Source organism: Trueperaceae bacterium, from assembly GCA_002707365.1.
GTDB lineage: Bacteria > Deinococcota > Deinococci > Deinococcales > Trueperaceae > UBA6957.
The window spans coordinates 73835-98095 of sequence record PAMQ01000014.1 but is presented as its reverse complement, the minus strand read 5'-3'; the positions used below and the strand labels follow the sequence as shown (position 1 = coordinate 98095).

25 protein-coding genes and 1 tRNA gene are annotated in these 24261 nt (G+C 47.5%); 14 read left to right on the top strand and 12 right to left on the bottom strand.

The window, feature by feature from the left end; all coding sequences use genetic code 11:
- Nucleotides 1-19: 19 nt before the first annotated feature.
- Nucleotides 20-652, top strand: coding sequence for an urease accessory protein UreG (ureG, locus tag CMO31_06615; protein MAZ53672.1), 633 nt, complete (start codon nt 20-22; stop codon nt 650-652).
- Nucleotides 653-738: 86 nt separating this feature from the next.
- Complete coding sequence (locus tag CMO31_06610) at nt 739-1488, top strand: hypothetical protein (protein ID MAZ53671.1); 750 nt, start codon at nt 739-741, stop codon at nt 1486-1488.
- A gap of 206 nt (nt 1489-1694) precedes the next feature.
- Here CMO31_06610 and CMO31_06605 read toward each other — a convergent pair whose 3' ends face one another.
- The gene (locus tag CMO31_06605; GenBank protein MAZ53670.1) at nt 1695-3173 is read right to left on the bottom strand and encodes a sulfatase; all 1479 of its coding nucleotides are present in this window, start codon (nt 3171-3173) and stop codon (nt 1695-1697) included.
- Nucleotides 3174-3647: 474 nt separating this feature from the next.
- On the opposite strand from CMO31_06605, the gene CMO31_06600 reads away from it, so the two are divergent.
- Entirely contained in the window at nt 3648-4634 is a 987-nt protein-coding gene (locus CMO31_06600; protein ID MAZ53669.1) for an NAD-dependent epimerase, read from the top strand.
- Nucleotides 4635-4857: 223 nt separating this feature from the next.
- Entirely contained in the window at nt 4858-5094 is a 237-nt protein-coding gene (locus CMO31_06595) for a ferredoxin (GenBank protein ID MAZ53668.1), read from the top strand.
- A gap of 126 nt (nt 5095-5220) precedes the next feature.
- Here CMO31_06595 and CMO31_06590 read toward each other — a convergent pair whose 3' ends face one another.
- Nucleotides 5221-5571: a hypothetical protein gene (locus CMO31_06590; GenBank protein ID MAZ53667.1), complete on the bottom strand. Its 351-nt coding sequence runs from the start codon at nt 5569-5571 to the stop codon at nt 5221-5223.
- A gap of 48 nt (nt 5572-5619) precedes the next feature.
- On the opposite strand from CMO31_06590, the gene CMO31_06585 reads away from it, so the two are divergent.
- Entirely contained in the window at nt 5620-6114 is a 495-nt protein-coding gene (locus CMO31_06585) for a hypothetical protein (protein MAZ53666.1), read from the top strand.
- Nucleotides 6115-6289: 175 nt separating this feature from the next.
- Here CMO31_06585 and CMO31_06580 read toward each other — a convergent pair whose 3' ends face one another.
- Nucleotides 6290-6523 (bottom strand): cold-shock protein, encoded by a 234-nt coding sequence (locus tag CMO31_06580; GenBank protein MAZ53665.1) that lies wholly within the window; start codon nt 6521-6523, stop codon nt 6290-6292.
- Nucleotides 6524-6731: 208 nt separating this feature from the next.
- Here CMO31_06580 and CMO31_06575 point away from each other — a divergent pair, with 208 nt between their 5' ends.
- The 3 genes from CMO31_06575 to CMO31_06565 all read left to right on the top strand — a co-directional run bounded on the left by CMO31_06575 (nt 6732) and on the right by CMO31_06565 (nt 9983).
- Nucleotides 6732-7856 (top strand): oxidoreductase, encoded by a 1125-nt coding sequence (locus CMO31_06575; GenBank protein ID MAZ53664.1) that lies wholly within the window; start codon nt 6732-6734, stop codon nt 7854-7856.
- A 208-nt stretch (nt 7857-8064) separates the two neighbouring features.
- Nucleotides 8065-8901 carry a hypothetical protein gene (locus CMO31_06570; protein ID MAZ53663.1) on the top strand — a complete coding sequence of 279 codons (837 nt, stop codon included), beginning with the start codon at nt 8065-8067 and terminating at the stop codon, nt 8899-8901.
- Nucleotides 8902-8987: 86 nt separating this feature from the next.
- Nucleotides 8988-9983, top strand: a complete 996-nt coding sequence (locus CMO31_06565) for a hypothetical protein (protein MAZ53662.1) — start codon at nt 8988-8990, stop codon at nt 9981-9983.
- An 80-nt stretch (nt 9984-10063) separates the two neighbouring features.
- Here the strand turns inward: CMO31_06565 and CMO31_06560 are convergent, their stop codons facing one another.
- The gene (locus CMO31_06560; GenBank protein MAZ53661.1) at nt 10064-10936 is read right to left on the bottom strand and encodes a hypothetical protein; all 873 of its coding nucleotides are present in this window, start codon (nt 10934-10936) and stop codon (nt 10064-10066) included.
- A gap of 325 nt (nt 10937-11261) precedes the next feature.
- On the opposite strand from CMO31_06560, the gene CMO31_06555 reads away from it, so the two are divergent.
- Nucleotides 11262-12227 (top strand): nucleoside hydrolase, encoded by a 966-nt coding sequence (locus CMO31_06555; protein MAZ53660.1) that lies wholly within the window; start codon nt 11262-11264, stop codon nt 12225-12227.
- Nucleotides 12228-12347: 120 nt separating this feature from the next.
- On the opposite strand, the gene CMO31_06550 is transcribed toward CMO31_06555, so the two are convergent.
- From CMO31_06550 to CMO31_06530, 5 genes are all read right to left on the bottom strand, one after another.
- A tRNA-Ala gene (locus CMO31_06550) sits at nt 12348-12423 on the bottom strand.
- Between the two features lie 75 nt (nt 12424-12498).
- Nucleotides 12499-12984 carry a 50S ribosomal protein L19 gene (locus CMO31_06545; GenBank protein ID MAZ53659.1) on the bottom strand — a complete coding sequence of 162 codons (486 nt, stop codon included), beginning with the start codon at nt 12982-12984 and terminating at the stop codon, nt 12499-12501.
- A 275-nt stretch (nt 12985-13259) separates the two neighbouring features.
- Nucleotides 13260-13847, bottom strand: a complete 588-nt coding sequence (locus CMO31_06540) for a hypothetical protein (GenBank protein MAZ53658.1) — start codon at nt 13845-13847, stop codon at nt 13260-13262.
- The gene (locus CMO31_06535; protein ID MAZ53657.1) at nt 13844-16096 is read right to left on the bottom strand and encodes a sulfite reductase; all 2253 of its coding nucleotides are present in this window, start codon (nt 16094-16096) and stop codon (nt 13844-13846) included. Before CMO31_06535 ends, CMO31_06540 begins: the two co-directional genes overlap by 4 nt.
- A 104-nt stretch (nt 16097-16200) precedes the next feature.
- Complete coding sequence (locus tag CMO31_06530; GenBank protein MAZ53656.1) at nt 16201-16887, bottom strand: phosphoadenylyl-sulfate reductase; 687 nt, start codon at nt 16885-16887, stop codon at nt 16201-16203.
- Between the two features lie 301 nt (nt 16888-17188).
- On the opposite strand from CMO31_06530, the gene CMO31_06525 reads away from it, so the two are divergent.
- From CMO31_06525 to CMO31_06515, 3 genes are read left to right on the top strand one after another with little or no spacing between them, the layout of a single operon-like run.
- Nucleotides 17189-17884 (top strand): hypothetical protein, encoded by a 696-nt coding sequence (locus CMO31_06525; GenBank protein ID MAZ53655.1) that lies wholly within the window; start codon nt 17189-17191, stop codon nt 17882-17884.
- A gap of 34 nt (nt 17885-17918) precedes the next feature.
- Complete coding sequence (cobA, locus tag CMO31_06520) at nt 17919-18716, top strand: uroporphyrinogen-III C-methyltransferase (GenBank protein ID MAZ53654.1); 798 nt, start codon at nt 17919-17921, stop codon at nt 18714-18716.
- Nucleotides 18717-18723: 7 nt separating this feature from the next.
- Nucleotides 18724-19500, top strand: a complete 777-nt coding sequence (locus tag CMO31_06515; protein ID MAZ53653.1) for a hypothetical protein — start codon at nt 18724-18726, stop codon at nt 19498-19500.
- On the opposite strand, the gene CMO31_06510 is transcribed toward CMO31_06515, so the two are convergent.
- Complete coding sequence (locus CMO31_06510) at nt 19473-19949, bottom strand: DNA mismatch repair protein MutT (GenBank protein MAZ53652.1); 477 nt, start codon at nt 19947-19949, stop codon at nt 19473-19475. The genes CMO31_06515 and CMO31_06510 overlap by 28 nt on opposite strands.
- A 140-nt stretch (nt 19950-20089) precedes the next feature.
- Here CMO31_06510 and CMO31_06505 point away from each other — a divergent pair, with 140 nt between their 5' ends.
- Entirely contained in the window at nt 20090-20707 is a 618-nt protein-coding gene (locus tag CMO31_06505) for a hypothetical protein (protein ID MAZ53651.1), read from the top strand.
- A 92-nt stretch (nt 20708-20799) separates the two neighbouring features.
- Here the strand turns inward: CMO31_06505 and CMO31_06500 are convergent, their stop codons facing one another.
- Entirely contained in the window at nt 20800-21405 is a 606-nt protein-coding gene (locus CMO31_06500) for a thioredoxin reductase (protein ID MAZ53650.1), read from the bottom strand.
- A gap of 125 nt (nt 21406-21530) precedes the next feature.
- Nucleotides 21531-22667: a hypothetical protein gene (locus CMO31_06495; protein ID MAZ53649.1), complete on the bottom strand. Its 1137-nt coding sequence runs from the start codon at nt 22665-22667 to the stop codon at nt 21531-21533.
- A gap of 301 nt (nt 22668-22968) precedes the next feature.
- Here CMO31_06495 and CMO31_06490 point away from each other — a divergent pair, with 301 nt between their 5' ends.
- A complete protein-coding gene (locus CMO31_06490) occupies nt 22969-24180 on the top strand; it encodes a starvation-sensing protein RspA (protein MAZ53648.1) in 1212 nt (403 codons plus the stop codon).
- Nucleotides 24181-24261: the final 81 nt, after the last annotated feature.

Genomic DNA, 24261 nt, shown 5'->3' with positions numbered 1-24261 from the left:
GTGATATCGTATCGACTGAATGAAACCATCATCGAGCACACGTCCAGTGAAGATTGGTATTGGTGGGCCAGTTGGTTCGGGCAAAACAGCCTTACTCGACACCCTATGCAAAAGACTACGAGATCAATACAGCCTTGCCGTAGTCACGAACGACATATTTACTTTTGAGGACGCTGAATTCCTGAGCCGATCCGGTGCACTGCCACTAGAGCGCATCCGAGGGGTCCAGACCGGCGGATGTCCCCACACTGCTATCCGGGAAGATACCTCGATTAATAGCGAAGCCATAGGTGATTTACAGGACAGGTTTCCTGACTTAGACATATTGTTCCTAGAATCTGGAGGCGACAATCTTGCAGCTTCCTTTAGTCCTGAATTGGTGGACGTAAGTATTTATGTTATCGATGTCTCAGGCGGAGACAAAGTACCTCGTAAGGGAGGTCCTGGCGTAACCCGCAGCGATCTACTGATCATCAATAAAATTGACCTTGCTCCTTTCGTCGGAGCAGACTTGGAGGTAATGGCACACGATGCTAGAGAACTCCGAAAGGATAGCCCTCAATATTTCAGCAACCTCAAGACGGGGGAAGGGGTAGATACAATCATTAACTGGATTACTCAAGAAGTGCTATTCGAAGAGGTCTCTAGCTGATACAACTCCACCGAACACCACAGAAAAAAGGAAGCCCTCAAGTAAAACTACATCTTAATTTCGATAAAAAGGTTGGTGGTACTTACTTGAGCAAGCAGGATTATAGTGCTCCACTAAAGGTTGTGCGGCCATTTCCATTAAAAAAAGGTGTTTTGGTACAGGTTCTTAACGTCGGCCCAGGTGTTATGGCTGAAGACAACTACGACATCCAGTTCAATGTGGGCCCCGGTGCTCACGTGGTCGTCGTGAATCAATCAGCTACTAAACTTCATAGCATGCCTGAAGGCCAAAAGGCCTCACAACGATTCCGCATCCATGTTGCTGAGGATGCCCGACTGGAACTGTACCCTGGCCTCACCATCCCTTACCCTAGAAGCGACTTTCAACAAGAAATAGAAGTTGAAATGCACCCTCAAGCAGAATTCGCAACCCTAGAACTATGGGCCATGGGCCGAGTTAGTCGAGGGGAAACTTTCCAGTTCCGCCGTCTATCCAATCGCCTCAAAGTAGCAACAATTACAGGTAGTGGTACCCCTACTCCACTCTACTCAGATGGACTCGAGTTAACTGACAAAAATGGGTCGAACATGGGTCTAACCGATGGATATCCTTATCTAGCTGCTGGGATTTGCTACAGTAATTTCCCCTGGTCAAACAAAATTATTGAAGATGAAGATATGACTCTTATATCTGGGACAGTGAATCCCAAACTCAGCTACGCTCGAGGGATTGCCCGGAATGGCATGGTTTTAAAGAATACTGCTCAGGCATGGGTAAATGATTGGCGTGAGGCCTCAGGGCTAGAATCAATCTCGTTTGAACGGTTTGGTTCCTAGGGGTAAAGATCAACACATCCTAAAGTCCGATCCAGTACTCCTCATTAGGATAATCGTTCAACAAACCCAGGACTCTATGCGATCAACAGTTGCTTGTTGATCGCATAGAGCAGAAAATTACGATACCTCAGGAAACAGATATATCACGGTTTTGACCCATGAAACAGCACCGCTCTTGTTGCCAGGGTGAGACACAGGATAAGCCGTTAGCTCAGGCCAAGTCGAAATAATTGGTCCGGTGGGGCATCCGTCTCGTCAAGAAGTCGCAACAAGTGGCTGATCATCTGTTTCTCCACTACAGGATCTTTGATTGGCCACTCCTGACCAGGGTCCTTCTCGACATCGAATAGCAATGTCTTAAATGACTTTGATTTTATGATTTCGTTTCCAGAGATTTTCATGACAGGACAGCCCTTGGTAAAATCAAATGGTGGAACTATGACTGTCTCCTGTAGTTCTTCAACAGAAAAAGGATTTCTCATGTGGGCCGGCATCAAGGTGTACTCATAAATCGGTTCATTCTTACTGATCGGAGCCCGCATGTAGACGTATCGGCCGTCCGTACAGTTGACGTACCCCCCGAAGGCACCAAATAGAGCAGCCTCTCGAACAGGCGTGTCATTCTCGAGTGTAGAGCGAAGGGGTCTGCCCTGCATCGAGGCTGGGCAGGGTACCCCGAAGTATTCAAGAAGGGTTGCCGGAAGGTCGATAATTTGGACTAGGCTTTCACGGGTTTCACCGCAACAACCACTTCGGGGATCCCATATGAATAGCGGGGTATTAGCCAAGTGGTCATACCACGGCATAACCGCCTTCCCCCACCAATCATGTTCGCCCAGAAGGAACCCGTGGTCAGTACATACAATCAGCATGGTGTCATTCCATAACTCCTGCTGATCCATGACATCAAGAACTCTTCCGAGCTGTTCGTCACACATGCTTACCAACGAGGCATACTTTAGCCGGGCGTGCTCTACTTGCTTCGGCGGCTCAGTAACACGGGAATAGGCTGGCCAATCAAATAGAAGTCCTGCGTAGTCGTGTGGGTAGAGGTCCTCGTACTTCGAGTGGGTGAAGAACGGCTCGTGAGGATCGAAGGTTTCAACCTGTAAAAACCAGTCATCCGCTTCGCTGTTCGTATCCAGGAACTCTAGGGCCAAGTCAAACACTCGGTGCTGAGATTGTTTCTCTGGAGTATCCATATAACTGCGATTAATCCAATCTTGTACTTGCATGGAGTCAGGCTCAGTAAGTTGTTTATTGAATCCACGAGGCACAACAGGTGGTGCTGGCGGATCCACGTGGGCTTTCCAAAGATCACCCTCCTGACCACGAACAAATTCGGCGCTGCTATAGCGATTGTGATAGGTCGCTCCAGCACCATCCTCCCAATAGTGATGATGGTCAGTAATAAGGTGACTGTAAACACCCCGGTCATTTAAAATAGCTGGCGCCGAGTCATCAAAAGGCTCAAGTGGGCCCCAGCTTCGATGGAGAAAATTGTAGCGTCCCGTATGAAGTTCCCGCCGGGCTGGCATACACGGCATACTGCCAACATAAGATCGATTAAAGGTAATTGCTCTTTGCGCTAATCGCTCAAAGTTCGGCGCATGAATCCAATCGCACCCGTAAGGTGGCAACATATGTCGATTGAGCGAATCGAACATCACCATGATGGCCTTCATGATTTTTCACCTCAACTCCCTTTTGACAGACACCCTGTTGCTACTACAGATACTGTTAGCTGAGCAGATATATGACGGCGAACAACACGGTCACTCCAATCGTAACCCCTAATATGCCTGCTATAGCTAGGTCAGTGCTTGGCAAACCTGAAAAAACCTTTCACCAGATAAATCATTATCTCAAAGCCTTACAAAATATTATTAATATGCAAAGAACTAACCATAAATTAAATCTCCACCTAGTTTTTTGGTCTGTTGCGCCGAAAACCTAAGTATGATGTTGACCTTGTAGCAGTCATTTAATGTTGATCAGGACCGGTATTGAGGGTAACCTTAGGCAGTTGCATGACCACTTGTAATATCTACTGTTTCTTTCCGATTCGCTTGTAAGCATGTAACAATACCAGCGATTGGCGTCCTAGCGTTCGCGGTCGCCGTAAAAACTAAATAATAGATTCTTTCTGGAGGTCTGGGATGAAAGTCGTAATTACAGGAGGAGCTGGTTTTGTTGGATTGAGATTGGCTCGCCACCTTTTAAACCGCGGGACTCTAATTGGACCCTCTGGAAATCAGGAACCGATAGAAAGATTATTGTTGTTTGATCAAACAGTACCGGAATTTCGGCCAGACGGCCTTGATAATCGAGTTGAATTCATTTCTGGCGACATAAGCGACCGCGAAACAGTATTCAACCTAATAAACCAAAAAGACATTTCTGTCTTCCACCTAGCCTCGGTCGTAAGTGGTGGTGGTGAGAAAGACTTCGACCTGGCAATTCGCGTCAACCTACACGGGGCCCTGCATATATTCGAGGCACTCCGAGCTCAAGAAGGCAGCCCACGCTTAGTATTCGCTAGCTCGATCGCAGTTTTCGGTGGTGACACCATGCCGTCAATTGTTAGCGACAACACCAAACAAACACCCCAGACCACATATGGCGTAACAAAATCTATCTGTGAACTTTTAATCAACGACTATTCCAGGAAGGGATTTTTTGATGGTAGAACAGCTAGGCTTCCTACTGTCATTGTCCGACCAGGGAAGCCAAATGCAGCTGCATCTAGTTTTGTAAGTGGTGTCTTTCGTGAACCTCTCGCGGGACTAGACTTCGTATTACCTGTGGCTCCAGAAACAATCATGCCAGTGTTGGGATACCGATCTATTGTTGATGGGATCATAGCTCTACACGAAGTGCCTGGCGACAGCCTAGGTACAGATAGGGCGATCGGCTTACCGAGCCTCACAGTAACGGCCCAAGATATGATTGACGCCTTAAACCGTACAGCTGGTCATAGACGCCTAGGGAAGATCTCGGTACAACCTGACCCCTTCATAGAAGCTATCTGTGCTGGGTGGGCCCAGGACGCGGCGTTCGACCGAGCTATTGGTCTAGAACTACCTCGGGAGTCCACTCTTGATGAAATAGTCCAATACTATATTGAAGACTATCTAGATGACTAATCATTAATACGACTTGACCTTAATCTTTCATTAAACTGTGGTGAATCGCCTTGGTACGTAACAGATCTAATTGCAACCTTCGATAGCATGTCATTACGGCAAAAATGTTAACTTCAGTATCCAATGGAACCTACTCCGCACTGTGAAAGTACTAGCGCACTCTTGCGTTCACCGCAAAGATTTTCTATAGTACGTTCCGAACACCCTAGGGAGGAACTGCGGCATGCCCCATATTATTGCTGAACCCTGCATAGGCACTAAGGACTCGTCGTGTGTTGACGTCTGCCCCGTTGAATGCATATATGAGACCGACGAAATGTTCTATATTCATCCGGAAGAGTGTATTGATTGCGGAGCCTGTATTCCTGCCTGCCCGGTCGAAGCGATTTTCCTAGAAGAGGATGTACCAGCCGAGTGGGAGCCTTACATAGCGAAGAACTATCAACTTTCTGGGTTGTAATAACTAGCTTAAGGCTCTCACTCAAGAGCTGACCCAACCTGCTCTACTACACCGACGTTAATATAGCCAGGACAAAAGGGTGCCAAACCAAATAGGACCAATGCGTACCTTCTTCAGAATCACCCTTTAAGCAAATACTCTCCCGCCAGTACTGATTAAACTCTTCCCACTACCTACCAAGAAGCCCTTATCGGGAAGCGCTGAAACCTTTTCCAAAATCCAGGAACCCGCTTCTTTTTTTCCAGTAAAAACTATACTTTTCGATTCCACCGTACTCACTCCCGCCGTTGTGATTTGAACACAATGCCCAATGTTTATCCAGCCAAGGATCGAACATTTCCCCTGCTTAATACAAATATTTGGTCCCGACCTATAACCAATCAACCAAATAAGAATAGAAACCCAAAACTGCCGATCACGAATACGTTTACCGTAATCTCTATGCAAAAATAAAGGTTCTATGAAGCTAATCCTCACAGATAAACCGACTTAATCAACTACTCTCGAAATGTGAATAGACGTTGGATGACAATCCTCAGCCTGCCCATTACCTGCGCTCTAACAGCTTGCGAACTAGCAGTAATGGTTGATCCTCAATCAGAGGTCTCTATTACGCACGCCACCTACGTGACGAACCACCAACTCGACGCTGATAGCGACGGTAATATCGAATCCGTAATCTGTGACGATCGTGTCACGGAGCTCACGTACAACTTTAATTATACCGGAAGGCTACACCGTTGGGACTCTTTCCTCGAAGGTGTCCTTTCGGGACAAATTCGCGGAGAAGCCACCTTTTATCCAGACGCGCCCCATGTACATTACTCTCCGGAAAACGTGGAGGTGACTTACACAATTCTTCCTACAGCTGCTCCTCTGGTGGTAGCAGGCACTACCGATATTGCCATCAACCCCACCCCAAGCGTAATTGGCTATACCCAGCTCAAAGTGCGAATTAACGGTCACTACTCAGCAATAAGATTAACGTCAGAGGAAATCCCTGTAGTCACAAGCTGTTAGTATTTCTACCCAACAATCGGTTTTAGTAAGATTTATTAGTAAACATAGCCAGCCGTTCACTAGACAAATACTCTGACTAGATATGCACCTGGCTAACGTAAACCGATTGAGGCCAAAATTCTCGCTTGGCGCTCAGTCTTTAGTTTTTAACCTTATTAGTGGTCTTGGCAGGTAGCTAGTAGCCGCCCCCACCACCCGGTGCGGCGTTCGTGACCGTCACTTGGGTTGCCTGTAGACCCTTCTGGCCCTGCTCGACCTCAAATGTGACTTCGTCACCTTCGTTTAGGTTGCGATATCCATCGCCCTGAATCGAAGAAAAGTGTACGAAGACGTCGTTGCCACCATCATCCTGTTCGATGAATCCGTAGCCTTTTTCACTGCTAAACCATTTGACCTTACCTGTTGCCATCTTTCTGCTTCCTAACCGATCGACCTAAGGCGATCGCAATTAATTCCGGGCATACACCCGGGTCACAAAAAAGCCAAATAGACTTTATTGGAACGTGAGCAGTGTACGTGATCTAGACAGTTAATTCAAGCCTCAGGTGCATCAGTAGGTAAACTTTTACTTCAGAAAACCTAACATGCGTGATGAGAATAAGCCTTAATCAAGGCAAATCACATATCATCTCAGAAACGATACGTCGGCTAATGAACACTATGGGAATAGCTCTGCACGCTATTGTAATAACGTGTCAAAAGATAAGCTGAATTGGGGAATTATTGGTGCCGGATCCATTGCTCGCGTTTTTTGTAATGCCCTGCAGTTTTCTCGGACAGGGCGTTTAGCAGCTATCGCGAGCCAGACTCCAGGCAAAGCCGACCTTTTAGGTGATTTGTTTGGGTGCACCACTCGCTACGACTCTTACAACGATCTGTTGGCAGATAATGAGATCGATGTAGTTTATATTTCGACTATCCATGCTGCTCACACTGAAGTGGTCGTTGCTGCGGCTCAAGCGGGTAAACACATACTTGTAGAAAAACCAATAGGCATGAACGCTGAACAAGCAGAAACCATGATCAATGCGGCAAACAAGAATGATGTGTTCCTTATGGAAGCATTCATGTATCGTTGTCACCCACAGATAAACCGCCTTATAGACCTTATTGCGTCCGGCACTATTGGTGAGGTACTTATGGTGCGTTCTGCTTTTAGTTTCAATCTGCCATTCGATTCGAAATCATGGCTTTTCGATAAGGCATTAGGTGGCGGTGGAATCCTCAATGTAGGCTGTTACCCCACTTCGATGACCAGGCTTATAGCTGGTTCAGCAGCAGGTAAACCCTTTCTTAATCCGATTGAGGTTAAGGCATCTGGCAAAATCGGGGCGACAGGGGTAGATTTATATGCAGTTGGTGCCTTAAAGTTCGAAAATGGTTTGGTGGCAGAAATCGTTGCTGGCATGGGGTGCCATGTGCCGTCCAGTACAGTTATTTACGGGTCTGAAGGGATACTGTCTTTGGAGGATCCTTGGTTACCTTCAACTCCTTGCCGCACAGCAGAGATTGCGTTGCCGATTGAAACGGTATTTCCCCCTTCGTATATTTTTATTCAAAGGCCTGATGGGTCAAGGCCAACGCGAATCGAGATTGAGGCTGATCGGGATCTGTTTAGTTATGAGGCAGACACAGTAGCCAAATGCCTTGATGCACGGCAAGCATCCGCCATGTCTTGGGATGACACGTTAGGAAACATTAGAGTTTTAGATAGTTGGTTAGCAGAGGTAGGCGTTACGTAACTAATTGAATGACTATCACAAATCTAGATCAATTTAGGATCGCGTCAAGTTCAAGTAGGTACATCTACCGCCCAGAATCACCATGAGACGAGTCGATCTCAACCTTTTTACCGTCGAGACAAAAACCCGGGTGGTCGGAACAGGACTATTTGGGCAATACTGATTAGTGATTCTTTAGGCAGCCAGGAGATATTATTTGGAGGTACCGATGATCATTACAGAACCCAAAGGCGTCGCAATTGTCACTGGAGCCAGTCGGGGCATAGGCCGACAAATAGCCATTTCTCTTACAGCAGCCAAGTACCAGGTAGCGGCTTTAGCGCGAAGCGAAATTGACCTTTTTGAAACGATTAGGCTAACTGAAAAGGTGGGGCCGCCCGCCGTTCCTTTCCTCGCAGAAGTTACTAACGAAGAGCAGGTTTCGCGTACAGTTTCGGAAATCGAGGAAGCTATGGGTCCTGTTAATCTTCTGGTAAACAACGCTGGAGTTATGGGTCCGACCGGTCTCATTTGGGACACTAGTTTTGATTCTGATGAATGGTGGGAATGTCTTAATATTAATATCCGTGGACCATTCCTATTCTCCAAAGCGGTTCTCAATGGCATGGTCGAGCGGGGCCAAGGAAGAATTATTAATTTAAGTAGTGCTGCTGCACTTCAAGCCCGCCCATGGATGTCTGTATACGGACTTAGCAAGACAGCCATCACCCGCTTTAGCGAAGCTCTTGCGATGGAAGTTGAACCACATGGGATTACCGTGTTCTCAATTGATCCTGGTCTTGTGCATACAGCAATGCCGCAAGGCTTAGTTAAATCGGGTGCAGACGATAAATGGCTCGACGGGGCCTTTGCTGAGCAACTTAGAAAGGGAGCAAATCCCCCCCAACGAGCTGCAGAATTGACGGTAAAGCTAGCGTCAGGCAAAGCGGATGCATTGAGCGGTTGCCATCTCTCCATTAGAGACGATATCGAAGAGCTAGTAAAAAGGTCAAAAGAAATCTCTGACAAGGGTCTTTACCGTTTGGGCCTAGACCGCCTCAAATAAAATACACTTGAGGTGCACCAGGCCACTTGTTTCTAGCATTCGAGTTGACTCGAAGTATGATTACAACTCTTTGGGGAGGAACTTCAATGAATCCAGAGCGCCCACTAAACACAATTTCAACTCGAAAAGGCAATAATTTCCCGTGGGTTGTCTACGAAAACACGAAGGGCGATGACAACGGGAAACACATTGTCCTAATTGCTGGGGATGAAGAATACCGGTCAGAAGAAGCTCTTCCTATGCTAGGTAAAGTACTCGCGGAGCATCACGGATTCCGGTGCACAGTGTTGTTTTCTATTAACCGTGACACTGGAACCATTGATCCTGCAGAGCAGACCCATATTCCAGGGCTTTCTAACGTGGCTGATGCAGATCTCTTGGTCCTTTTACTACGCTTTCGCGAACTTCCTGACTCTGATATGAAGTATATTGCTGATCACGTTGATGCTGGTAAACCGATCATTGGTATCCGCACATCTACACACGCATTCAGATACGAGCGCAATCTCAACAGTCCCTATGAAAAATACAGTATGGATAGTAAGGTCTGGCCTGGAGGTTTTGGCAGGCAGATATTGGGCGAAACCTGGGTTTCCCATCACGGCCATCATGCCCACGAAGCAACACGTGGTATTCCTAACCAGGATGTTTTAGACCATCCAATTTTACGGGGTGTTCATGATGTGTTTGGGCCAAGTGACGTCTACGGCATTAGTGAATTACCAGATGACGCCACTGTCCTCCTTTGGGGGCAAGTGCTTTCAGGAATGGCCCCTAATTCTGCACCAATCCAGGGCAGTAAGAACGAACCCATGATGCCGATAGCGTGGACGCGTGAAATCAATTGTGCGGGGAAAGAAGAAAAGATGCGTGTCATTTGCTCGACGATAGGTGCAGCGATCGATTTGCAAAGTGTGGACTTACGGCGCATGCTCGTGAACGCCTGCTACTGGTGTTTACGATTAGAAAATGCCATACCGGCACAAAGTCAGGTTGATACCGTGGGTAAGTACGAGCCTTCATTTTTCGGTTTCGGTGCCTTTCAAAAGGGTATTAAGCCGGAGGCTCATCAATCAGAGTGACTTTTCCGGAAATCCTCGTCGCGGGACCCGTGAAAGACCATTTCACATCCCACATTCTGTCTGTGTGAAATTACAAGTAACTATTCCTTCTGTCCGAGCCTACCTTTGTCAGGTTGTCGATTAAACTCAGGCGGCTCAACAGTACCCCGGTAATCAGGGATCACTGGTTGGACCTTATCCAGAGCCTCAACTGGCCAACCCGAATGATCTTTATGAAAAGCGTGATGGATCCAACTTTGGGTTTCCTCTGCTAAGTCCTCGAATAGCGGATGAAACCATATGGTGATCACAGTTCGATTTTCGTGCGTCAAGTTGGCGTGAGTAGCATGGAAGAGTCGGGCATCACCGATGACCAAATCACCAGCTTTAATAGGCACGTCAACCTCATCAGGGTAATCAGCGAAGCGTGGGTCGTTCATGTCATCGCCCCGATTTATGTCGGGCGTATGAGCCGTACCCGTCCCGTGTAGGGAGTGCCACTTCCGGTGAGTACCTGGGATAAGGCGCAAGCAACCATTGTTACGGGTCGTATCATCCAGGTAATACATCAGGAAAATCATAGGGGAATAGTCGCTGTAAGCGCGTGGATCGTCCCACCACATGCAGTCCTGATGCCAGTAGAGCCTCGGACTTGGCCCTGGCTTGCTAATTATCACGGCTTTCCAAAATTTACTACCCCCAAAACCCATAGCCTCTAGAGCGGCCAGTGCCTTGGGATTACCAACTAAATCTGCTAGACCAGGATGTTTATTCGAATTAATGAGAGTCCCTGGGGTACGGGTTGCTTCAAGCTGTTCTGACGATAGCGCCGCTACTGCCTCCATAGAAACTTCCCGAGTAAGCTTGAGAATATCTGGATCTAACATATCCTTCAAAACACAAAAGCCATTCTCAATCAATTCACTTGCTTTTTCCTCTAAATTGTGTTCGAAACCTACCTGGGTTTTTGTCATGATCCTCCTGATTCTCTAGCCACATCATACGCTGTTAATCCTATCTAATTCTAATTAGAACCTTTGTTACGGAATAGCCATTAGTAGCAAAGTACTACAACGGATTTTGACTCGACCTGTTCAAAATGCATAAAGGATCTGAGTATGTTCCCAATCACTAAATTTAAGCCGTCAAAACCGCTGAGTTTAAGCCATTAGCGCCATATATCAGGTATGGTACTCTCGAATCGCTTTTGCAATGGAACATGATCGGGCTTTGAGAATCATCCATTAAAGTCACGTCTTGTTTATTTGGCAAGAAAGCTATCTAGAATGGATCATTACATTGACTAAGGAAAAGATTATCCTAGATACGGACATCGGTACTGACATAGATGATGCGCTGGCTTTGGCCTACTTGCTGAGTCATCCCCGTTGCGAACTTGTGGGAATAACTACGGTGACAGGTCAAGCTGATGTCAGAGCAAAACTAGCAAGCGCTATATGTCATGTTGCGGGTATGGATGACATCCCCATTTTTCCCGGTGCTGAAGATTGCATTCTGATCGAGCAACGCGAAAAATATGTGCCACAAGCGACAGTCTTATCGCAGTGGAATCATGGCCACAACTTTCCCAAGCACGAAGCGATTACATTCATGAGGCAAATGATTCGGGAGAACCCAGGCGAAATCACCCTTTTGGGCATTGCTCCAATGGGCAACATCGCTCGACTATTCTTGCTTGACCCAGAAATCCCGTCGCTCTTGAAGGGACTCTATCTCATGGGTGGCAAATTCTCTCAATGGGAGTTTCGGCCATGGATTAACTATGCAGAGACAAAAGAGCAAAACCAGTCCGCATTTGAACCTCCATATCCCAAGATAATCGTCGACGGGGGTACCCTTGAGATGAATGCCGTCATCGACCCCTTCGCAACGGGAATTGTGTATCAGCAAAAGGTCACCGTTCATCGCTCAGTCGGCATTGATATGACCCAACGCGTTAAACTCACAACACGCGAACTAAGAGAACGCAGTGGAAATCACGAAATCCTCCGGCCGGTTTTAGACATGGCCGAGGTCAATTTCGGAGAACGCAGCACCATTATTTTTCATGACCCTCTGGCAGCGGTTTGCATTTTCAATGCGGATATTTGTGGATTCACACGTGGCAATGTAGAAGTAGAATTAGAAAGCAATAGACTGAGGGGACATACTTCTTTTGACGAAGATCCGGAAGGGCAACATGAGGTAGCATCCAGCGTAAGCCCCGAACGGTTTTTCGAGGAATACTTCTCCACATTTAACTAAACGTACCGGCCGCTCACATCATGAACATGGGGGCTTCGCTCAATTAAGCAGACAAGGACGCAAGGGAGATCCTCGACATGAAGTCGAGGATCTCCCTTGCGTCACCAACGCTTTTCCTTGTGGTGGAGCCGAGGGGATTCGAACCCCTGACCTCCTGAATGCCATTCAGGCGCGCTCCCAACTGCGCCACGGCCCCGCAACGGGAATATAGACCCCCGGTACTACTGAATCTAAAACAATCTAAGCGGCCCCTTGAGCTTATCTCAAGAAGTTATTCTTCCGCTAACGCTTCACCAGCTTCAGAATTAACATCTTCTGGTTCAGCCGCAACAGGTTTTTCAGCGACTGAATCTCCACTGCGCGAGACTCGAATGGCAGCGCGATCCGCTTCTTGACGGCCAACATCGGTACGAAGCCGAGCCTTCTTACCCCGTAATTCCCGAAGATAATAGAGTTTTGAACGACGAGTACGGCCACGACGGATGATCGAAATCTTGTCAATAAGGGGGGAATGTAAAGGAAAAACTCGTTCTACCCCCTCGCCGAAAGACACCTTTCGGATGGTGACGGTGGCACGTGCACCTTTACCATTCTTTTTCGCAATTACTATACCTTCAAAAGCCTGAATTCGGCTGCGTGAACCCTCAACAACCTTATAGTCCACACGAACAGTATCACCGGAATCAAATTGTGGAACATCTGAACGCAACGAAGGTTGTTCAATTGAGCGCAAAATAGCGCCTTTGTTGTACCTCATGTCTATGTCTCCTGTAATAGCCCAGCAAAACGTAGTTCAAAGGGTGGTTCCTTTGAGCGGGCAACCTCGCAATCTTAGCGCACCGACTTGGAGTTTGCAAGACTCCTGTATGGGCGAATTACACTCCCGATGCGCCAGCCGAAAAATTCCGGGTAAACCCTCGAAGATTCCTATTTTGCCCAAAGTAGTTTATTACCTAAACCACTCAGCAATTATCAACCCCTATTGATTAAAGAAGCTAGTCAAAATTTGGGAACAGGTTAATTGGTACTCCTCTAGTTAGTTTCAACTAACCTTGCATTAAATCCGAGAGCACGCCGAGTATCTATCTGAATAGGTGCTACCTCAACACGACCTTTACCCAAAACTATAGAAGCTTCTTGATTAATAGCTTCTGTTAGATCAGGCACTAAACCCAACTGACGGGCGAAAAGTCGGTCCTGAAACCATAGGCTTAACTCGTTAGAATTTATTGTTAGGTTCAGTTCTTTAGCTGTTTTGACAAGCCAGTTAAGAACAATCCGGATACGCGAGCTCAATGCATCACTCTGGCCATTATTTTTCTCCTGCCAGTTGCGCTTGCGGATATACGCAAGGCCCGGACGCCCGTCGCCGTGATCAATTACTATGTCTGCTTCGTGACCAACAAGCATCACACTTGGCCCATTAGGTACGTGACGGTAATCTGCGATATCAACCATCAAATGGCCTTCGAGCGTACGGTCACTGATCCAGCGATTAAAAATAGGAATGACTGATTCTGGATCAACTGGATTTTGGAAAAATGCCTTAGCTTTTATTCGGTGCGGAAGGTAGTCTTGCCCAATCTCGCCCGATACAGTTAGATCAGCTTTTTGATTCACAATTGCAACCTGGGTGTGGCCACCTCAGCGATGCGAGCTTCACAAGCATGAGCTGCCTCTATAAAAAGGTTAGCTTCCTCAACCAGCCGTTTGGCGGAGTCTGAATTGGTCTCGTCTTGATTTTCATGTCGCCGGAACAAGTACTGGGCGAACTTACCCTTTGCGTATCTATCAAAAAACAGCTCAGTATCATAGAAGCGATCTCGAAATTCGGAAACTACATTATCTGGCTCATCTCCCACATCGAGGTTCTGAGCAAGCACCAGAGCTTTCGCAGCTTGAATCATTGCCTTGTAGGCTTTATCATCGGCCTCTACAAATTGGCCTTCGTCTAGAGCAATTAGTGCATCAAAAGCAGTACCTTCAGCTTGAGCAATAGTAATGGCGAAAAGCGAGACTACTTCTCCGGCACACTCTCCTACCCCAAGGTCTCCTAAAGTAAACTCCCGTGGATCGCCCCAATCTCTGAAATACTCAGGGTCCTCCTCGAACGTTGGTACCTCAGTGAACGGTTCTAGCATGGCCTTAACTTCAACTTTACCCAGCCGGGTCACCCAGTCCTGGAATGACTCGTCAACATTTCTTTCTACTGCGTAGCGATTAGTAATACTGTCAAGAGCACTCGGAACCGCCCTTGACGGAATCGCACCGACGGCCAATCCGTAAGCTCCTGCATTCTCCTTCCACTTTCCACCAAGTACAACCTGGAAATGGGGAACTAGACGACCCTGCCGACGGCGGCTGTTCCCAAAGAAACCAATATCAGCTACGTGATGTTGACCACAAGAGTTGAAACAACCACTGATCTTAATTCTCAAGTCCTTGACCGCTTGATCTAAGCTAGCGTTTTGAGTAGCAAGACGAGTACGAAGCTCAGCTGCGAGTCCTCTAGAAGCAGCGATACCTAACTTGCAAGTATCAGTACCAGGACAGGATGTTATGTCAACTATAGTTCCGGCCCCAGGAGTTGCCAAGCCAATCTCACTTAACTCCTGGTATAGGGACACCAAGTCTCCTTCAGGCACCCATCGAAGAACAATATTTTGCTCCACCGTGGTCCGCATTGCATCAGGGGTGTAGTTACGGGCGACATCTGCAAGCTGCCAGGCCTGCTCCGAAGTTAAATCTCCAAGCGGAAGGTTGATTGTCACTACTGCGTAGCCATCCTGGCGCTGACGGTAAACGTTTGTCGCGAACCACGACTTAAAACCGTCCGGATGTGGACCTTCAGCCAGATCACTAGGGCTTCTGTTAGGGCTCTCATCAAAAGCGTTTAAATTACTGAGGTAATTAGTCCAAGACGGGTCATGAGGGAGGGCTTTTCGCTCCTCCTCAACGAGTCGGCAAAATTCCTCAATCCCGAGTTTAGCCACTAAAAATTTTATCCGCGCCCGATTACGATTCTTTTTCTCACCAAGACGAGCAAATACCCGGCATATAGCCTGGGTTAAAGGTAGAAACTCCTCTTCAGGAACAAAATCAGCAAGGATTTTAGCGTTATGCGTAACGGTACCAAGCCCACCCCCTACGTAAAACCTAAACCCCCGTTTAGGTTTTCCCTCAACCTCACGAATCTGTGCCAAGTAACCAATGTCATGCATCTTGACTAAACCACAAGCCTCGTGCTCACAACCAGAGAAGGCAGGCTTGAATTTACGGCCGAAATCCTGAACATCGTCGTGACCCAATAGAAACTCAAACAAGGCATTAGCGTAAGGTGTGGTGTCAAAAGTCTCAGAGTGACAAACACCGGCTAGAGGACATGCCGTGACATTACGAACTGAATTACCACAAGCTTCACGCGTCGTTATGCCAACACTGGCAAGTCGCCGCATTAAATCCGGGGTGTCCTCAATATGAACAAAGTGAAGTTGTATGTCCTGGCGGGTAGTAACGTGTAAAATCTCGTCAGAATATTCTTCTGCTAACTCCGCCAAAACATCAAGCTGTTCAGGGTTTAGTCCGCCGAACGGCACCTTAATACGTTGCATTCCCGGTGCATGCCATTCAGTCTCAGGGCCTTTAGTGGGAGCTTCGGAAAATTCAAGTTGCCGTGTCAGAGATCCATCATGACGATGACCGTTATCATAGCGCTGGCCGTAAGCCCCTCTACGTAATCGGGTTTCAGCAAATACCTTCTCGTCAAAACGATCCTGACGCCGAAGTTCCATTTGCCCCTCAAAGAGATCTATCTCTTCGGACCAATCTAAAGGCATACGATCCTTAAGTACATCTTTCCATGTCGTCATGATTCACGACCTCCGACTTGAATAACGGCGAAGCGACCAAATTCTCCGCCAAAAGGGATCTTTCGACTAATTCGGTTAATTATATTGCATTTTTTCCTTATCAGTTATGTCTTACTTTGCCAAAGGCCACATTCAGTCTTCTTCATCCCAGGCCATCGTCCCGTCCGCGGATGCTCTCCTGACCTTACAGCCCGAGTGCAGGGAGCACAGCCTATGCTTAAGAATCCTTGATCGTAAAGCGGGTTCAACGGGAGTTCGCGAACCTTGGCATACGACTCGAGTGCCGCACGGTCCCAATGAATTAATGGATTTATAGAATCTCTATCAGGACCAGTTTCAATAAAATCAAGCGAAGCTCTAGTGTTGCTTTGGTCTCGACTTCTACCACTCAAAAGGGCCGTGGGCTTCTTACGATCCATGTACTCTATTACTGGATTTACTTTCCTAAGACGGCAACATTGGTCTGGATCAGTCGCAAACATTCGGTCATCGGGCCGGTTTGCTTGTAGTGTCACGAATTGAAGATCCGGGTAACGCGCCGCAACCCTATCACGTGTAGCAAGGGTCTCAGGAAAATGGTAGCCGGTATCCCCAAAAACTACTTCACCCGAGTAACCCGCATCGACAGCGAGGTCTATCAAAACAATTCCATTTAGGTTAAACCCACTAGTCATCGTGAGGCCATGCCGGCCATACCGAGCTAATGCCCATGCAATAACAGCCTGCGGGTGGGTTCGTTCCCCCCATTGCGGAACTTCCTGGCCTGTGGAGCCTTTCGTCAAATAAGACATTGGGTTAGTAGTTTGTTCTTCTAACAACTTTCCGTCTCCAATTTCCACTTTTGCATCAAACTCTCCGCCGGACTTCGCACCATTAACACTATAGTAGTTTACAAAAAGAGTCAAGTATAGTCAAATGCTTAATCAATTAGTCGCAAAGCGTGTATTTAGCCCTTGGTGGCACACATTTCATCAAGTCCCAAATTATGTTGGTGATCTATGTAAACTACACTATTGTTTACTGTTTTTATCGATAAGTCGCTTTTGATTGAGTTTGACTTTTCCTCCTTATTAAAGCTATAAGGTACCGTAGATGAGTAAAGCCGCGCAGCCAACTATTAGTTATCCGATTGTCCTATCAAACTTGGCGGCGATTCGCTGTGTGGTGATAGGCGGGGGTAAAATTGCTGAGCGTAAGGTGCTAGGTCTACTCGAGGGAGGCGCTAAGCCTCTAGTAGTTAGCCCTAACTTGACTACTCAACTAGACAAATGGAGTGCTGTGGGGAAGATACACCATAAACGAAGAAGTTACCGGGTTGGCGATCTCGATGGTGCTTTTCTCGCAATTACTGCGAGCTCTGATTCTGAAGTGGATAGTAGGGTCGCCCTTGAAGCAAAGCAATTGGGAATACTCATCAACGTAGCTTCTTCCAAACGCAAGGGTAATTTCCAAACACCTGCCACTGCACGGCATGGAAATTTACATGTAAGCGTCTCGACTAGTGGAACTAACCCTAGCCTCGCTATGCATATGTTAGACGAACTCGGAAAGCATTGGACACCACGCTACTCTCGCATCGTTAGTATCACAGAACCCCTGCGGGGTGATCTTCAAAAGCTCGGCGGCCATCTCCGACGTCGATTCTGGAAGGAAGTAACTGATCCCCAAACAATGGACGAGCTTTTCCACCTATCGATTGATAACGCCCAAACACGTCTGCGCGAAATTATCCTCAAATTGAGGAAAAATGGCCCAACTTGGGAAGCCCACGAAGTGAACTGTGGCTAAGGAAACCTCATCGGATCAACTACCAATAGATCTTATGGGTCTTGTCTCTCTTGTGGGCGCGGGACCCGGAGATCCTGAGCTAATAACCATGAAAGGGCTTCGGCGACTACATGAAGCAGATCTCGTTGCTTACGACCGACTAGTAAATCCTATTCTGTTGCGAGAGTGTAATCCAAAGGCAAAACTGATTTATGTTGGTAAACACGACCCAAATCGACCAAACCAATCACAAGAAGGAATTAACCAGTTGCTGATTGACGCTGCTCGAACCGGCAAGAACGTTGTTCGCCTGAAGGGTGGCGACCCATTCATATTTGGCCGTGGTGGCGAAGAGGCTTCAGCTCTCTGTAAAGCTGGAATCCCTTTCGAAGTGGTTCCAGGAATAAGTTCAGCTGTGGCTGTCCCAGCCTATGCAGGCATACCCTTGACCCATCGTGACTTCTCTTCTTCGATAGCCATCGTCACAGGACACGAGGCAGAAAATACCCAAGGGGCACAACGGAATGTTGACTGGTCAGCTCTCGCAACAGCTACAGACACCCTGGTGGTCCTGATGGGAGTGAAAAAACTAGAATTCATTATTACTCAACTTATCCAGCATGGCCGATCTGTGCAAGAACCAGCTGCCCTAATCAGTTGGGGGACAACGAGTGAACAGAGGACTGTGGTCGCGACGCTAGAAACCATAGCTTTAGAAGCCCGTAAGGCAGAATTAGCTAACCCTGCAACCCTAGTAATAGGCCAGGTGGTATCCCTGCACCCAACTCTCGACTGGTTCATTCACGATAAGCGGATGTCCATTATTGGGGCAACCAGGGCAACGACACCTTAAGGCGCTAATGGACGCAACGCTACTAGCTGGCCATGGGAGCCTTATTACGGCATCCGGAGAAGCAATGGTGCGCCTCGCTGACATCCTTAGGGAAGAGGGAACCTCCCCTATTGTTGAAGCAGGGTTCATCAACTATTCGCGTCCAACCTTCGCCGAAGCAGTTGCAAAGTGTGCTCACCTCGGAGCTACTAGAATAATTGTCCAACCTTATTTGCTTATTGACGGATACTTTAGCCAAACACTAATCCCCCGTCTAATAAAAGAAGCGGTTTCCACAAGGCCTGGCCTTAAATTCCTAATCACAGGCGCCCTCGGCTTTCACCCTTCCCTTGTAGAACTTGTTCAACACAGGGCCATAACTGCACTCGCAGACTACCCACTAGATGAAACGGGGTTGCTGGTTATGGCTCATGGCACCCCGAAAACCGGTGTAATTGAACCAATAGAACTCCTTGCTGAGTCCCTTCGAAAAACTTTTTCTGAAGTTGCTATTGGTTATATGGAAAATAATAAACCAACTATTCCTGACGCCGCAGATGATCTAGTGTCTAGAGGCGTTAGACGCATCATAGCGCTGCCATATTTCCTTCACCTCGGTGGACATGTGACGGAAGATCTTCCTGCAACCGTAACCTTTCTGCGACAACAACACTCAGAGATGACATACCTACTCGCTGAGTATTTGGGTTTTGATTACCGACTAGCTGATGTGGTGAAATCTCGACTTGCAGAATGTTTGCGCAATTCAACTAACAGCTACGCCTCTTCTAAACCAGAAGGATAGAAGTCTACTTCGTAACCAGTGAAACTCCCTTGTTTATAATCCAAACGAGCCGAAAAGACCCGTTCTTGGTTTAACCATTTCAGAAAAACCCGATCACCTTCATATAAATTCAAACCCATGACGTCTTTATCTGGTACCCAAAAAAGTCGTCCCTCCGAAGAATCACGTAGAGTGCCTCGGAAATCTTCGGAGGTAAAAACAAAAGTGTATATATCCTCTTTATCCGCGAAAGCAGGGAAAGTCAAAAGGCCTCGATAATTCACCTTACCAAGAGTCAAACCTGATTCCTCTAAAACCTCGCGCCTTACACAGTCTTCTGGAGTTTCTCCTGGATCGAACTTTCCCCCCAAGCCATTCCACATCCCACGTTGGGAACCGCGTAATTTGTTGATCATAAGGGTATTACCATCGCACCTTATGTAGCAAAGACTAGTAAGCACAGGTCCCATTATCTTGTTCGACCTCGGCCCAGGCCATCAACCTTTAGAGAACTAAAGTGACTCCCGCCTCCCACTAAGTTCATCATAAGGTTAAGGTAGCACCTGCGAGAACTTTTGGACAGTTGTGCAATCCTCGACAGGGAGGCGTCATGGAAATTGCAATCATCGGAACAGGGAATGTGGGCAGTGCACTTGGCAGTGGCTGGGCAAAAGAGGGTCACAATATTATTTTTGGCAGTCGCAGACCATTCGACAAACGGACAAAAGTATTATTATCTGAAATCCCTGGGGGACGAATCGCTTTGCCGATCGAAGCTGCTGCTAGTGCTTCAATCATAGTCCTTGCAACCCCTTTCGGAAAGACTCCGGGAATAGTCCGGAGCCTCGGAAACCTAACTGGCAAGATTCTTCTTGACGCAACTAATCCAATTCGTGAGTCGCCAACTGCGGAGTCAGGCGCTCGTGCTGTCGAAGAAGCCGCACCCACAGCCAGAGTCGTTAAGGTATTCAACGCTACTGGGGCCGATAACATGCGCAATCCCATGTATGGCGACCATCCTATCGACATGTTCGTGTGCAGTGATGACCCTGAAGCCCGGATTATAGCTTCAACTCTTGCAGAGGAACTAGGCTTTCGTGCTATTGACTGTGGCGGGCTGGATGCCGCAGCTATGCTGGAACACTTAGCAAAACTATGGGTACGCCTCGCACACCAACTGGGGCACGGACCAGATGTGGCCTTTAAGCTCGTAAAGCGACAGGTATAGCAACCCTAGCAGTACTGCCTTTGGAAAAATAACTTGGCAATACAAATAGCCCAGAAAATCAATTTAGCCAGATACACAAGCTCATTCCAACCTCAATCGACCGAGTCGTAATCGAGAAAATCCTTTCCTGCCTCGGAAGCTAGAATGTCGAGAGCAGCGGCCGCACCGTGACCAGCTGCAATTATTGCTTGCGAACGGTTGGGGCGAGTAGCACGACCAACGACATAAAGGCGATCTATTGAAGTCCTACCGTCCTCGTCAGAGGCGACGCCGTGCTCGGTCTTCTGGAGACCCATAATCTCGGCCAAATCTGCACCTTTACCCTCTGCTAGCACAAGATAATCTGCCTGTCGTACGGTTCCGTCCTCGGAAGTTACCTTGAAACTCCCCTGAACCTTCTCTATAGCAGTGGCAGGGGAATCTGAAAGAATGGTGCCAAATGCTGAGACTTGTTCTTTGGCAATCTTCTGAAACTCACTACCAGTAATCTCGAGAATGCCTAAATAGTTGAGTATCTTTGCGTAATGCATTGGTGTTTTGTCCTGCACAAGAACCGTAACTTCTTGTCCGTTCTTGGCTAGGAATAAAGCGGCGGATAGCCCAGCAGGACCGTCGCCTACAATTATTGTGGAGGCCATGGTAATACTCCCTTGACGAGGAATCGTCAAAAGCAGCATACCTAATAACCTGGCAGACATGGAGATTGATCGATCTAGCTGACAAGAAAGTTAAACTAACCAATCAAATCCTGGGTAGACGATGCGAACGCCAAGCACCGCATAACCCCTGCATTACAACAGGCGCTTTAGAATCTACGAAGTAGCTAATTGATTTCTAGGCACTCTCTAGATGCTAGCGGCGGAAACCGACTAGTTGGCAGCGATTGGTACCAAATCGCAACCGAAGAAATGTCATCTTGCAATGGTAAGTAGCGGCGATCATTCTGCCTCTCTTCGATCGATTGCAGTGTCTTCGTACTACCGTGCCTAGTCTTTGCTCTGCTGCGCCAACCAAGTGCCTGTATTGTTACTCTCAAATCTTCGTCAAAGCGAATAGGATCCATCACATGCCATCGGTACATCGCGAAACGTTGAACAGCGTTATACGCCTCACCCCCGGGACTAACCTGCTGCATTCCCAAGTAAGGGGTCGAATACGGTGTGTAACGTCCATCGACATCCCAGTTATACGCTCCACCAAAATAGTCTTCGGTGCCAGTACCAACTATGGTAGCGAACTTACCATCACCATCTAGGAAAAACTTAATCTCCCCTTCGCCCCACCAGCCGTTGTTGTGCACCCCCCAACCAATTGCGGTTCCAACATAGTGTCCTTTTCCCACTATTCCATCTATCAAAGTATGAACCTCCTTATAGGAAAGCGGGTTAGAGCGGCGAAATTGCGCGTGGAAATATGCTACGTCCTCAGAGATATCTGTCAGGGTGTAGTTAATTTGGTAATAACAAGCAACTTTTTCGTCGGTACGATTTTCAATCGTGATGCGTGCAGATTTGCGGAATGGCATTTCCCAATAACAATTAACTCCATTATTTGGATTGACCGATACTGGTATCGAATTAATTTGACAGAATTTTTCCCAAGGGACTGCAAAAAAGTCAGAAATTGGGCATTCAACTGATGGGTGGTTTTGGTCGTCCCAATACATCCGTAATATGCATTCACGTCTTACTGGATCTCCAGCTAGCCAAATGCTTTGTATAGCTCCTGGACCGTCTATTTCAGCAATTGTAAAGGTGGAATGTGGATCGATCCAAACTGCTGGCGAGACTTTCCAGCCTTGCCCTAGATCTGTGGCAGCTTTAGCGCCAAATCCCTCGTGAGCCATGCCACCCTTACCCTTCTCACCTGTGGGGTTCTCTGCGCTGATTGATCGTGTCTGAGCATCGGAAAGGCGAGATAGGTTTCCTAGATGTAGTCCCAATCCATTAAATTTTCCCATAAATGTTCTCCTTAGCTTCTGCCCAAGTACAACTCAATCCTAATTTTCTTCCGTGTGCTATTAACTCTCTCCAAGCAGTTCTCACTACTCTCCTTACTTTACGCAAAAAAACTATAACCAGTATCGTTAGTAACCATAATGGTAAAAAGTCAGCGTAAGCAACCAACAGAGATTTTAGTTGGTTCTAATTTCACCCTGAATCTCTCCGAAAAGGTATCAAGATGTGGTAGTTTCGTGTACCCGGCCCTGAAACATTCCGACTTGATTCCGAAGTTCTTGTCCTACAAATTGGGAGCGTTTCTTGTCTTCTAATGCGATAACAATACGCGACGTCAAGACTATCCTGACGCAACCTCCTGGCCTACCTAGGCTTGTTGTCGTCAAAGTATTGACGTCAGAACCGGGTCTCTGCGGTGTTGGCTGTGCAACTTTTACCCAACGACACCATGCCGTAGCGGCAGCCGTCGAGCACCACCTAAAGCCGTTCGTATTAGGCCGCGAAATATCCAGAATTGAAGAGTTATGGCAAATGATGATGGTGCACGGCTACTGGCGAAATGGACCAGTGTTGAATAATGCTATCTCTGGTGTAGATCAAGCTCTTTGGGACATCAAAGGGAAAATAGCCGGCCTCCCAGTCTACGAATTGTTTGGCGGTAAGAGTCGTGAGGCAGCACACGTGTACGTGCACGCCAACGGTAGCTCTCCTGATGAAGTCCTTGAAGAAGTACGAGCCTTAGTAGCTCAAGGTTATCGTTTCGTCCGTGTGCAGATGGGCGGATACGGTGGGAAGGCTTCCGATCTAATTAAACCTGAAGGGGCCCAGAGCGGAGCCTATTTTGACCCACGTAGCTACACCCGCAACACTCTCAATATGATTGAGCACGTGAGAAGCGAGATCGGCGATAACATCGAACTTTTACATGATGTTCACGAGCGACTCGCTCCCGTGGATGGTGTCCAGTTTGCTAAAGATGTTGAGGAGTTTCGACTTTTTTTCCTTGAGGATGTTCTGTCACCAGAAGATCTTGAGTGGTTCCGTTTTGTCCGCCAACAGACAGCCACGCCCTTGGCGATGGGCGAGCTCTTCAACCATCCCCGTGAGTGGCAACCCCTTATTACTGAAAGATTAATTGACTTCATTAGGATGCACGTAAGTCAAATGGGGGGAATCACGCCTGCTTGGAAAGTAGCTGCTTTCGCCTCAATGTTTGGCATTAGAACTGCTTGGCATGGACCTGCTGATACCTCTCCAGTGGGTCATGCCGCAAATTTACATCTCGACTTGTGGGCACATAATTTCGGCGTCCAGGAGTGGTGTCAATTTCCAGAAATTGTTTACGAAATCTTCCCTGGTACGCCCGAGGTTAGAAACGGCTACATGTATCCCAACGCCATACCAGGACTGGGTATAGATGTAAACGAGAGTCTTGCCGCTAAATTTCCTTGCAAGGACTCTGTGGAAACCTGGACTCAGACGCGACTTCCTGATGGTAGTTCAACCCGGCCATGAGATTGTTAAGCTTTGAAGTGGCGTTGTGTGCACTTGACGACGCCTAGAACTGCTTCACCCACCCCTGCAACTTCAGTTAGG